11 protein-coding genes are annotated in these 12,958 nt (G+C 41.8%); 2 read left to right on the top strand and 9 right to left on the bottom strand.

All coding sequences use genetic code 11. From position 1 onward, the window contains the following. Positions 1 to 7: 7 nt before the first annotated feature. Together lgt and hprK are read right to left on the bottom strand one after the other, a co-directional pair. Complete coding sequence (lgt, locus tag AR328_RS04295) at positions 8 to 826, bottom strand: prolipoprotein diacylglyceryl transferase (protein WP_066290547.1); 819 nt, start codon at positions 824 to 826, stop codon at positions 8 to 10. 161 nt (positions 827 to 987) lie between these two features. Further along, positions 988 to 1,914 (bottom strand): HPr(Ser) kinase/phosphatase, encoded by a 927-nt coding sequence (hprK, locus tag AR328_RS04290; RefSeq protein ID WP_066290544.1) that lies wholly within the window; start codon positions 1,912 to 1,914, stop codon positions 988 to 990. Positions 1,915 to 2,291: 377 nt separating this feature from the next. Here hprK and nagB point away from each other — a divergent pair, with 377 nt between their 5' ends. Further along, positions 2,292 to 3,017, top strand: coding sequence for a glucosamine-6-phosphate deaminase (gene nagB / locus AR328_RS04285; RefSeq protein WP_066290540.1), 726 nt, complete (start codon positions 2,292 to 2,294; stop codon positions 3,015 to 3,017). Between the two features lie 153 nt (positions 3,018 to 3,170). Further along, positions 3,171 to 3,887 carry an N-acetylmuramoyl-L-alanine amidase gene (locus AR328_RS04280; RefSeq protein ID WP_066290535.1) on the top strand — a complete coding sequence of 239 codons (717 nt, stop codon included), beginning with the start codon at positions 3,171 to 3,173 and terminating at the stop codon, positions 3,885 to 3,887. A gap of 90 nt (positions 3,888 to 3,977) precedes the next feature. Here the strand turns inward: AR328_RS04280 and AR328_RS04275 are convergent, their stop codons facing one another. The 7 genes from AR328_RS04275 to AR328_RS04245 form a co-directional block, all read right to left on the bottom strand. After that, complete coding sequence (locus AR328_RS04275) at positions 3,978 to 4,337, bottom strand: phage holin family protein (protein ID WP_066290528.1); 360 nt, start codon at positions 4,335 to 4,337, stop codon at positions 3,978 to 3,980. 33 nt (positions 4,338 to 4,370) lie between these two features. Continuing rightward, positions 4,371 to 5,486 carry a DUF4097 family beta strand repeat-containing protein gene (locus AR328_RS04270; protein WP_066290525.1) on the bottom strand — a complete coding sequence of 372 codons (1,116 nt, stop codon included), beginning with the start codon at positions 5,484 to 5,486 and terminating at the stop codon, positions 4,371 to 4,373. Positions 5,487 to 5,521: 35 nt separating this feature from the next. Beyond that, positions 5,522 to 5,842: a DUF4870 domain-containing protein gene (locus tag AR328_RS04265; protein WP_066290522.1), complete on the bottom strand. Its 321-nt coding sequence runs from the start codon at positions 5,840 to 5,842 to the stop codon at positions 5,522 to 5,524. Between the two features lie 160 nt (positions 5,843 to 6,002). After that, positions 6,003 to 6,347, bottom strand: coding sequence for a hypothetical protein (locus AR328_RS04260; protein ID WP_066290520.1), 345 nt, complete (start codon positions 6,345 to 6,347; stop codon positions 6,003 to 6,005). Between the two features lie 662 nt (positions 6,348 to 7,009). Then, the gene (uvrA, locus tag AR328_RS04255; RefSeq protein ID WP_066290518.1) at positions 7,010 to 9,889 is read right to left on the bottom strand and encodes an excinuclease ABC subunit UvrA; all 2,880 of its coding nucleotides are present in this window, start codon (positions 9,887 to 9,889) and stop codon (positions 7,010 to 7,012) included. Positions 9,890 to 9,896: 7 nt separating this feature from the next. Next, on the bottom strand, positions 9,897 to 11,876 hold the full coding sequence (uvrB, locus tag AR328_RS04250; RefSeq protein ID WP_066290517.1) for an excinuclease ABC subunit UvrB: 1,980 nt from the start codon (positions 11,874 to 11,876) through the stop codon (positions 9,897 to 9,899). 292 nt (positions 11,877 to 12,168) lie between these two features. Next, a complete protein-coding gene (locus tag AR328_RS04245; RefSeq protein ID WP_066290515.1) occupies positions 12,169 to 12,837 on the bottom strand; it encodes a GntR family transcriptional regulator in 669 nt (222 codons plus the stop codon). Positions 12,838 to 12,958 lie beyond the last annotated feature (121 nt).

Genomic DNA, 12,958 nt, shown 5'->3' with positions numbered 1-12,958 from the left:
GAGTTACTTATGCACCATTATCCAAATAACGCACTTTCGCATACCCTTTCATCCGTCTTAATACTAGCAAAATAATGGCACCCACGATCAGGACGATTGAAATGGTTTGTGCCACTCTCAGCTGCTCAGTGAGCATTAAACTGTCTGTACGCAGTCCCTCGACAAAAAAGCGGCCGATTGAATACCAAATGACATAGCTAAGAAATAGCTCGCCGCGGCGCAGGTTAACTCTTCTTAATAATATGAGAATAGCCACTCCGGCAAAGTTCCAAAGCGATTCATATAAAAAAGTAGGATGATAGTAAGCCCCGTTAATATACATTTGATTAATGATGAATTCCGGCAGATGCAAGCCTTCAAGGAAAGATCGAGTCACTTCTCCGCCATGGGCTTCCTGGTTCATAAAGTTTCCCCATCTGCCAATAGCCTGCCCTAATATAATACTAGGGGCCGCAATGTCTGCGAGCTTCCAAAATGAAACCTTTCGCTTTTTGGCAAAAATGATGGCGGTGATCACAGCTCCAATCAAAGCTCCGTGAATGGCGATGCCGCCTTCCCAGATTTTTATAATATCGCCTGGGTTTTGACTATAATAGCTCCATTGAAAAATAACATAGTAGATTCGCGCCGAAATAATCGAAATCGGAATGGCAAAAAGCAATAAATCTGCAAATAGATCCTTATGCAATCCCCTTCTCTCCGCTTCCCTCATTACTAGTATTAAGGCCAAGGCAATGCCGACGCCGATAATAATCCCGTACCAGCGAACCTCAAGCGGCCCGAGAGAAATCGCAACCGGGTTAAGCGGCTGTATCATTGATTCCATTGTCATTGCTCCTTTAATCGTTCAATTTTTTCACTGATTAAAACATGAATAAGTGCGGTAATCCATCAGGTGGGGGCTATTTTCAAACATGTCCACTTGTGGAACAAACAAAATATAAAAATCCAGCGAAATTGTCCACGAAAAGTACCTGCCACCTCAGCTTATTCCTTGCTGCCATCCATAATGTCGGCAAGGCGGCTAGTAAATTGCTCTGCGGAATTGACGCCCATCCGTTTCAGGCGGTAGTTCATCGCTGCCACTTCAATAATAACGGCCAGGTTTCGGCCGGGTCGAACCGGAATCGTGAGCTTAGGAACATCCAGATCAATGATTTTCATTTTCTCTTCATCCAGCCCAAGCCGTTCGTATTGCTTTTTTGAATCCCATATCTCTAGGTCCATCACGATCGAGATCCGTTTATTGCTTAGAACAGCCCCTGCTCCAAACAATGTCATCACATTAATAATCCCAAGACCGCGAATTTCCAATAAATGCTCGATTAGTTCGGGTGAAGTGCCGACAAGGGTATATTCATCCTCCTGTCTAATTTCCACACAGTCATCAGCCACTAACCGATGTCCGCGTTTTACAAGCTCTAAAGCCGTTTCGCTTTTACCGACCCCGCTCTTCCCCGTAATGAGCACGCCGACCCCGTACACATCGACAAGTACGCCATGGACGGCCGTTGTCGGAGCTAGCTTACTTTCAAGATAATTCGTTAGCAAACTAGAAAACCTCGTTGTTTTTTGGGTCGTTCTTAAGAGAGGGACTGATTCCCGCTTCGAAGCGACAATCAACTCTTCAGGAACCTCAAGGCCTCTTGAGATGATAATCCCAGGTGTAATGTCTGTGCATAACCGTTCAAAGCGAAGCTGACGCTCGATTACTCTTAACTTTTCCGTGAACGTAAGCTCTGTTTTTCCAATCAATTGGATTCTATCTGCCGGATAAAATTCGAAATATCCCGCTACTTCAATGCCTGGCCGGCAAATATCACTCGTAGTAATCGGCCGGTTGATCCCATCTTCTCCACTAATTAACTCAAGGCCAAATTTATCTACAATGTCTTTAGTACAGACCTTTGCCATTCCCATTACCTCCTATTGAAAAGGGGTGGAGCTGCCATGCATGTAACCCCCATTGCTGCATATCCTAGATCATCTTGTTCACATACGAAAAGAAATTTTTAGCCTAACACCTATTTTAGCACTTTTTAATAAAGAACCAAATTCTTCAATCTGAAACAGGAGAAAAAATACGCTTGTTCGCGCTCATTTTTCCATTTCAAAATAGACAGCATGATATAAATGATTTTATAATAAAATGAATATGATACATGATAAATATTTTGATTTTTTATAAAAATTTTCAAAAATGAATGAAAGTTATTCTTGGTGGCAATCTTCCTAGTAAAAACAGAATCAAGAATATGAATAAGAATCAATGACACCTAAGGAGGAACCGAATGAAAATCATCAGAACCACCAGCTATGAAGAAATGAGCTTGAAAGCAGCGGAAATCATGATTGACCGAATCCGAAATAATCCCGAAATAACACTTGGTCTTGCTACTGGCAGTACTCCAATTGGGGTTTACCAAAGGCTGATCGAGGACCATGTCCAACACATGACTTCCTATAAAAAAATAACAACCGTCAATCTGGACGAGTATGTTGGAATTGATGAACATGATCCGAATAGCTACCATTATTTTATGAAGGAACAGCTTTTGGACCATATTGACATCCCGCCTTCCCAAACACATCTGCCTGATGGGATGGCAGAGGATATGCACGAGGAATGTGCAAAATATGAGGCTTTGATTGAATCCATCGGAGGAATCGGATTACAGCTGCTTGGCATCGGTGAAAATGGGCATATCGGTTTTAATGAGCCAGGCACGCCTTTCACTAGTAAAACCCATATGATTGAGCTTGAGGAAGATACACGGCAAGCGAATGCAAGATTTTTCAATTCTCTTGAGGAAGTCCCTACTCATGCCGTTACAATGGGAATTGCCACGATAATGGCAAGTAAGGAAATTATTCTGCTTGCTTCAGGAAAGTCGAAAGCGAAAACGATTAGCCAGCTGATCAACGGGGAGATTGACGAAAGCATTCCTGCATCCGCGCTAAAGAACCACCCGAATTTCACCATTATTGCCGATGAGGAAGCATTGAAACTAGTATAGAACTTCAAGAAGAGATGGCATCATTAGCTGTCTCTTTTTTCCATTTCATCCCTAACCCATGTCCTTTTCTGGCCTTCATTCATATCATAAGGGTGGATAGCTTTCTTTTTACCGAATGCAGCATTTTCGAGAAAAATAGGAAGGAGTTGCGGAATGAAAATAATACTGGATGCGGGACATGGTTTTAATACAGCTGGAAAACGCAGCCCGGATGGTATGAAGGAGTATGAATTTACTAGGGCAGTAGCCAATTATGCACGGCCCCTCCTAGAAGCCTATCAAAATACGACTGTCTATTTTGCACACTCAGATAATCAGGACGTCCCTCTTAAAGCTCGGACAGATCGAGCGAATGAGCTAAAAGCCGATGTGTATGTGGCGATTCATGCAAATGCCTATGGAACGGATTGGAATGCCGCAAATGGGATCGAGACCTATGTGAATCCTGGAAAGCCTAAGGAATCCTATGAGCTTGCACAGAAAATCCAAAAGAATTTAGTCATTGCTACAGGTTTAAGCAACCGCGGGGTCAAAACTGCCGATTTTCACGTTCTCAGGGAAACAAATATGACGGCTGTTTTAACGGAATGTGGCTTCATGACAAACCGCCACGAAGCCTCCTTATTGCGATCCGAAACCTACCGGAAGACGTGTGCCGAGGCAATCGTGAAGGCTCTCGCAGATCAATACAGCCTCAAATTAAATGCCAATAGCAACACCATTAAAGAAAGTCCAACTGAATCTGAGCCACCAGCAAAAAATGGACTTTATAAAGTCCAGGTCGGTGCCTTTAAGGAAAAGAAAAACGCAGACGAACTGGCAGAGGCTTTAAAAAAGCTTGGATATTCACCGTTCATTTTTTTCGAATAAGGAAAAGAGGCTGACCATGGAATGGATTCCCCTAATTGCGGACAAATAATTTGTCTTCTATCAGGAGCCGTCCAATGGCTCAGCCTCTCTTTATTTATCTTTAGCAGGCTCAAGCACTGCTTTTTGAATGATTAGATTCGCAATGGACATGACCACGGCCATAAGCAAAGCCGTTCCGAAACCCGCGATTTCAAATGAGCTTCCCATAATGTCGTCCGTAATCATCAGTGTAGCCGCATTGATGACAAACAGAAATAACCCAAGCGTTACTAAAGTGACCGGCAGTGTTAAAATAATTAAAATCGGCCGAACGAGGATATTTAATATCGAGAGGATTGCACTTGCCCCAACAGCTGCACCGAAGCTCGATACGTAAAAGGATTCATCTAAAAAACCTGCGATTGCCACAAACAATATGGCATTAATTAGTATTCCTGCAACCCATCTCATATTAAAACACCCCGTCATTTAAGCTTTCTATGTTTAAAAATCAACTGATTTTGCTTTATTGATATGAATAGCACCCGTTTTCGTTTCTGCATTTAGCCGTAAAGACTGTTCTGACTGATTAACGGATTGAAAGCGAAGCACTTTTTGAATCACATCGCTCTTATCCTCAACGATTTGGATCCCGTCTAGATTCACATGCAAGCTTCCGAAATTTGTTTTTAATTCTCCATTCACTGTTAATTGATTGGGAACTTGCAATTCAATTTTCCCTGCCACAGTCTTCGCATCAATGACATCACATTTTCCATCCTGAACCGCGCAGAAAACATCGCCATTTATCGAATGAAGATCGATCTTTTCATAAGCGCCATCCACATGGATTGCCCCATTCAGCGTCTCGACTTCGATTTGTTCAATATGGCTTTTTTGAATGGTAATTTGTCCATTAGCGGTTTCGACTTCCGTATACTTGCCATTCATATTTTGAATGGAGATTTTTCCATTTGCCGTTTTGGCTTTAAAGGTATTTGCCGTTAATTGCTGGCTGTCGATGGATCCATTAAACAGGCGAATCTTTACCTTATCATATTCTGTTTGAGGAATGTAAATAACCGCATCCACTTTCATCCACTTTTGCTGTGTAGCGAAACGAAGCTTTTGACCTTCAATCGCAAAGGTAACATCATTTAAAAAGTTCCGTCGCGCTTCTTCCTGAGATTCTACCCGGTACACCTTCGCCTTACACTCAATTCGGACATCCTTCTGGCCCCAAGGCACAACCTCCATTTTCCCATTCGCAATATCCACATCTACATCCTTAAAGGAAACATCCCCTTGTTGGAATATATGTGTTAATTCTACAGATTGACCGAAGTTAAAGTCCAAATCCATATCTTTAATTTTTTTGAAAGCCGAGTCGACAAAATCCAAAATTTTATCCTTTGCAGATTGAAACTTGTAATTGAAAGGCTCTTCTTTTTTCGCTTCCTCAAATTTTACAGCCGTAGAAAGCTCCTGAAAAAGGTCACCCTTTGTTCCTTCTGCAGATTTACCTGTTTTCTCAAGCTCCTCTAATAGAAAAAGAGCCTCTTCCACAGTCAGCTTGCCATCTTCCACCATTTTAAGTATCCGTTTGCGTTCAGCTTGCATATCGTTCCCTCCAGCCAAATATGTTTATTTTTATGCTAAAAATTGTTTCCCGTAAAAATCTGGATGCCTTTAATAATATTCCAAACTGCCACAATGAGACCAAGAATAACGGTAAATAGGACACTCCCGATAAACAAGATCGGAAACTCTGATTGATTTATCCCTATCTGGGTAATCGCTGCATAAACAATCACTGGGACCGGGATCAGTATAATGAGGTGAGACAAAAACGCTTTTTTCGCATGATACTTCGTTCTTTGATCTTCCGTTGCAAAAAATAAAACAAGCGGAAAAAGAATCCCAGCAAACAATACACTTAAATAACTGAGTCCTGATAAAACCTTACTCGTCTCCATTGCCAACAGCTCCTTTCCCACTATTTACGAAAACGGATAGAGAAGGTTTCACTTTTTACAGACTCATTTATGAAATTTTTGTATTTTGGAGCAAAATAAAAAACCGTCTTTTATTTAGACGGCTTTCTGAACTTATGGGATCGCAGATTAACGTTCTGAATTACTTAAAGGCAGCCACTAAGTCGATTCTAGGGGCTTCTTTTCTTTTTACTTCATCAATTTTATGGACAAACATTTGAAATACCTTTCGTTTTTCATCCAGGTCCTTTATGTACTCTCGCAGCTCGTTGTATTTTTCTTCAAACGGCTTATGATAACGTTCACGGATATTTTCAATGATTTCTTCGTTAACAGTCGATTGGATGACCTGCTTCGTGATGCCATATTTATACGTATAAACCTTTAATTCCTTCATAATTTCTTCATACTCAACATTGATCTGGTCGAGTACCTCCGAAATATCCTCTTTCCACTCTTCTAAAGATTTCTCCAAATATGCTTCCAAGTGAACCCTCCTCAATTTTAATACGGATAGAGTTGTCCCTGGCCCCATTATAACGGAATACATTTACACGAACGTTTCTATTGGATTACAATGCGTTATCATTGGATTAATTTTTGATTAATTGGGCTTGGGTAAATTTATGGTGGGTGTTTGGGGATTTTTCGTTCGGAAACGCGTGCCATGAATGAGTCATAGTGTGTGTTTAGCGACCCCTTCTCTGAAAACGAGAGTCATGAACAAGTCATAGTGCGCGTTTCGGGACTTCGCCTTGATAAACGAGTGCTATGAACGGGTCATAGTGCGCGTTTTTGGTATCCTCATTGAAAAACGAGTGTTATGAACGAATCATAGTGCGTGTTTCAGGTATTTCCATTGGTAAACGAGTGTTATGAACGAATCATAGTGCGTGTTTCAGGTATTTCCATTGGTAAACGAGTGTAATGAACAAGTCATAGTGCGCGTTTCAGGCATCCTCATTGAAAAACAAGCACTATGAACAAGTCATAGTGCGCGTTTCAGGCATCCTCATTGAAAAACAAGCACTATGAACAAGTCATAGTGCTTGTTTCAGGAATCTCACTTAGAAAACAAGCACCATAACCCTCCCAACATAATAGAAAAAAGCAGTACTGCATAAAATACAGTACTGCCTCCTAAACTAGCTATACATTCGATACACTAGCTTCCTTCTCTTCGATTTGCTTTTTCATTCTTAGTCGATCACGTTCTAAGACTGGCTTTAGATATTTTCCTGTATAGGAGGCTGGGACTTCGGCAACCTGTTCGGGGGTACCCGTGGCGATGATCGTTCCGCCTTTGTCTCCGCCCTCTGGTCCGAGATCGATGATGTAATCTGCTGCTTTAATGACATCTAAATTATGTTCAATGACGAGAACGGTATCTCCGTTTTCTACGAGTCGCTGCAGGACAACGAGCAAGCGAGAAATATCATCAACATGCAACCCGGTTGTCGGCTCATCCAGAATATAAAGAGAACGGCCAGTTGAACGGCGATGCAGTTCCGAGGCAAGCTTGACACGCTGAGCTTCACCGCCGGAAAGAGTGGTGGCTGGCTGCCCAAGCTTTACATAGCCAAGTCCGACATCATAAATCGTTTGAAGCTTACGGCTGATCTTTGGAATGTTTTCGAAAAATACAACCGCATCCTCTACCGTCATTTCAAGAATTTCGGAAATATTTTTTCCTTTATATTGAACTTCCAGTGTCTCCCGATTATAACGTTTGCCATGACAAACCTCGCATGGGACATAAACATCAGGCAGGAAGTGCATTTCAATTTTGATGATTCCATCTCCGCGGCAGGCTTCACAGCGTCCGCCTTTTACGTTAAAGCTAAAACGGCCTTTTTTATAGCCGCGGACCTTTGCTTCATTTGTTACTGAAAAGACATCACGAATATCATCAAACACACCCGTATACGTAGCTGGATTTGAGCGCGGAGTCCGGCCAATTGGCGATTGGTCAATATCGATGACTTTATCTAAATGCTCAATCCCCTTTATTTCCTTATGCTCCCCAGGTCTTGTCTTCGCTCTATTGAGCTTTTGCGCCAAGGTTTTGTGAAGGATTTCATTGATCAATGTACTCTTTCCAGACCCTGAAACACCTGTTACTGAAATAAATGTGCCAAGCGGAATTTTGACACTGACATTCTTCAGGTTATTTTCCTTTGCCCCTTTAATTTCAATAAACCGACCATCATTTTTTCGGCGCTCGACCGGAAGCGGAATGAACTTTTTCCCCGAAAGGTACTGACCCGTCAAAGATTGAGGATCATTCATAACTTCCTCTGGGGTTCCGGCAGAAACAATTTCTCCGCCGTGGACGCCCGCACCTGGGCCAATATCGATTAAGTAATCTGCGGCCATCATCGTATCCTCGTCATGCTCAACGACAATTAGCGTATTTCCGATATCACGCATATTTTTCATCGTGTCAATTAAGCGGTCATTGTCACGCTGATGCAGGCCAATCGAAGGCTCGTCCAAAATGTAAAGAACACCAGTTAATCGGGAACCAATTTGAGTAGCTAACCGGATTCGCTGAGCTTCCCCTCCTGACAGCGTTCCAGCTGCACGGCTTAAAGTCAGATAATCGAGACCTACATTGACTAAAAAGCCAAGACGTTCTTTAATTTCGCCAAAAATCAGATGGGCGATTTTCATTTCTTTTTCAGATAGTTTCAGATGTTCAAAAAAATGATAGGCTTCCTCTACGGACAGCTCTGTTACTTTTCCGATATGCTGACCAGAAACGAGAACAGCAAGTGTTTCCTTTTTTAACCGATAGCCTTTACATGCTGGACAAGGCTTCTGGCCCATATATTTTTCCATTTGCTCACGAATATAGTCAGAGCTTGTTTCTTTATAACGGCGCTCGACATTTCGGATAACCCCTTCAAATTCAATGAGCCCTTCTCTAACTTGTCCAAAATCATTCTCATAATGGAAAAAGATCTTTTCTCCATTAGAGCCATATAAAACTTTCTCAAGGAGATGCTCAGGAATTTCCTTTACCGGAACGTCCATATCAATCCCATAATGGGTACAAACGGCCTCCAGCAGCTGTGGATAGTACTGTGAACTTGTAGGTTCCCATGGTGCAATCGCATGCTGGCGCAAAGATAAATCCGTATTAGGAATAACTAAATCCACATCGACCTCGAGCTTAGACCCAAGCCCATCACATTCAGTACAAGCTCCGAATGGGCTGTTAAAGGAAAACATCCGTGGCTCTAGCTCCCCAATCGAAAATCCACAATGAGGGCAGGCGTGATTTTCACTAAACAGCAGCTCTTCTTCGCCAATCACATCAATAAGCACTTTTCCGCTTCCAAGCTTCAAAGCTGTTTCAATTGAATCAGCCAGACGAGCAGAAACGCCCTCTTTCACAACAATTCTGTCTATGACTACCTCAATGGAATGTTTTTTATTCTTTTCAAGCTCGATTTCCTCTCCAAGATCAAGCATGTCTCCATTCACTCTGACCCGGACAAACCCTTGCTTCTTTACTTCATCTAATACTTTCACATGTGTGCCTTTTCTTCCAGAAACAATCGGGGCAAGCACTTGAAGCTTTGTTCGCTCCGGGTATTCAAGAATGCGGTCCACCATCTGCTCGATCGTCTGTGAAGAGATTTCGATCCCATGATTAGGACATGTGGGACGCCCTACTCTTGCAAATAATAATCTTAAATAATCATATATTTCCGTCACGGTTCCAACAGTCGAGCGGGGATTTCGGCTCGTTGTCTTTTGGTCAATCGAAATGGCTGGAGACAAACCTTCGATGGCATCAATATCGGGTTTGTCCATTTGTCCAAGAAATTGGCGTGCATAGGCAGATAAGGATTCCACATATCTGCGCTGCCCTTCTGCATAAATCGTGTCAAAGGCAAGTGAGGACTTCCCAGATCCAGAAAGCCCTGTCAACACAACTAATTTATCCCTCGGAATGGTGACATCAATATTTTTCAGATTATGTGCTCTGGCGCCTTTTACAATGATATTTTCCATCGCCATTTATACGTCATCCTTCCGCTTTCAGCTCTAAAATCAAATCACGAAGTTCTGCAGCACGTTCAAAATTAAGTGCTTTTGCTTCTTCCTTCATTTCTTTTTCCATCACTTGAATGAGTTTTTCTCTTTCCTTCTTATTCATCTTGCCAATTTTCGCGGATGCTTTATATTCTTCCTGATCTTCCGCAGCAATGGTGGCACGGATGACATCACGGATTTCCTTTTGAATCGTTTGAGGAGTGATGCCATGCTTTTCATTGTATTCTTCTTGAATGGAACGGCGTCGTTTTGTTTCGCTAATCGCTAATTCCATTGAGTTTGTCATTTTATCCGCGTACATGATTACATGGCCGTTTGCATTACGTGCTGCCCGGCCGATTGTCTGAATAAGTGAACGCTCAGAACGAAGGAAGCCTTCCTTGTCTGCATCAAGAATGGTCACTAATGAAACTTCCGGAATATCAAGTCCTTCTCTTAAAAGGTTGATCCCAACTAGAACATCATAAGTACCAAGGCGCAGCTCACGAATAATTTCAATTCGCTCCAATGTCTTCACTTCAGAATGCAAATATTGCACCTTAATGCCGATTTCTTTTAAATAATCGGTTAAGTCTTCTGACATTTTTTTTGTTAAGGTTGTAATAAGAACGCGCTCATTCCGCTTGATTCGGTCATGGATTTCTCCGATTAAATCATCAATTTGCCCTTCAATCGGCCGAACTTCGATGATCGGATCAAGAAGCCCAGTCGGCCGGATGATTTGCTGAATCATTTCAGGTGTGTGCTCAATCTCGTATGGGCCAGGAGTTGCAGATACGTAGACAATTTGATTAATATGGTTTTCAAATTCATTAAACGTCAAAGGTCGATTATCTAATGCTGAAGGCAGGCGGAAGCCATGTTCCACCAGCACCGATTTTCTCGCCTGGTCCCCATTATACATTCCGCGAATTTGCGGGAGGGTGACGTGGGACTCATCTATAACTATAAGCAGATCTTCAGGAAAAAAGTCCATTAATGTATATGGAGTAGAACCCGGAGGCCTTAAAGTTAAATGTCTTGAGTAGTTTTCGATTCCGGAGCAAAAGCCCATTTCTCTCATCATTTCTAGATCATACCGAGTCCGCTGCTCCAGACGCTGAGCCTCGAGAAGCCTATCATTTTCTCGCATTTCCTTCAGCTGGACTTCCAACTCTTCCTCGATGCTTTGAATCGCCACACGCATTTTTTCCTCACGAGTAACGAAGTGGGACCTTGGAAAAATCGCTACATGCTCGCGGTCCCCGATAATTTCGCCTGTCAGTGAATCCACCTCGCGAATGCGGTCAATTTCATCCCCGAAAAACTCCACACGAATACAGCGCTCATCCTTTGATGCCGGGATAATCTCCACTACATCTCCGCGCACACGAAAAGTCCCGCGCTGAAAAGCAATATCATTTCTTTCATATTGAATATCTACGAGTCTGTGGAGAAGCTGATTTCTCTCAATCTCCATCCCTGTTCGAAGAGACAGAACGAGCTCCCGGTATTCCTCCGGCGAACCTAAACCATAAATACAAGAAACACTGGCAATAATAACGACATCTTTCCGTTCAAATAACGAAGAAGTCGCTGAATGGCGAAGCTTATCAATTTCATCATTAATACTCGCATCTTTTTCAATAAATGTATCTGTCTGCGGAACATAGGCTTCCGGCTGATAGTAATCATAGTAGCTAACGAAATATTCAACCGCATTATTTGGAAAAAACTCTTTAAACTCACTGTATAGCTGGCCAGCAAGTGTTTTATTATGAGCAATGATAAGAGTTGGCCGGTTAATTTCTTGGATCACATTTGAAATCGTGAACGTCTTTCCTGTCCCAGTCGCTCCTAGTAATGTTTGATGCTTTTTGCCGGATTTAAGCCCCTTTACTAGCTGTTTAATCGCTTCTGGCTGATCTCCTTGGGGAGTATATTTTGAGACTAGTGTAAATTGGTCCTTCATAAAAAGCCTCCCGTTTTTTCTTCTCTATTAAAAAACCTAACATCCTCTAAGCAGGTGTAAGGGGTATTTGTTATCTAAGCTGGTTAAATATATAAAAGAACGTAAAACATTCTATAAACATTCTACCACAAAGCAATGAAATCTAACCACTAATATGCGAACGGATATTCGATTATTTTTTAAATATATAAGGAAGGTACTATTTATATGAAAAAGGGGAGGGATTTTTGCGTGGATTCACCTATGGAACAAATACAAAAGCCTGCCAAAATAACGGCAGGCTACTATTTTTCTATTTTTTATTTTCCTGTATGGAGTAGAATATCTCAATAGCCTTAACGATATTGTTTCGGGCAATGCTGGCGGCTTCTTCTTTATTTTTCTCTTCAAGCGCCTTCAATATAGCTTCATGCTCCTCAATAGACTTCGGAGTTAGAATAATGGAGTTGTGAAAATAAAGCCTGCGCACATGTGACAGAAGATTTGAAACGGTACTAGTGATATACGAATTGTCGGTTACCTCGACAATGCCTTTGTGAAATTCTTCATCCAGCTTTAAAGCCTTGTAGGAATCACCTGATTTTACAGCCTCTGCAAATTGATGATTAAGTTCACGAAGAGATTCAATCTGTTCCTGACTAATAATCGGTGCCGCCAATTCAGTAGCTAAAGCTTGCAGGGCACCTAATGGCGGCAAGATTTTGCTAATATCCTCTTGATTAACTGATGTAACTTGAGTTCCCACTCCTGGGTACATTTCAACAAACCCTTGAAAGCTGAGCAGCTGTAAAGCCTCTCTAATAGGAGTTCGGCTTACGCCTAAGCTTTTCGCAAGATCCGCATCATTCAACTTTTCTTTAGGATGCAAAGTCCCGTCAATAATCCATTCTAGAATTTGGGAGTAGGCACGCTTTTTTGCGGACATCCGAATAGGAGTGGAATAATTAGCAGGAATCGGCATATAATTACCCCCTTCGTTATTTTAAAAAATACCATCATGCCTATAAATGAAACGCTTACATTTTTAAATAACAGTATTATTATATTAGACTAATAATAAGAATACAATATATTACAATTAA

Source organism: Bacillus sp. FJAT-29937 (genome assembly GCF_001509555.1).
Taxonomy (GTDB): Bacteria; Bacillota; Bacilli; order Bacillales; family Cytobacillaceae; genus Cytobacillus.
Note: the sequence above shows the minus strand (reverse complement) of the source record. Positions and strands in the feature narration are given on the sequence as shown.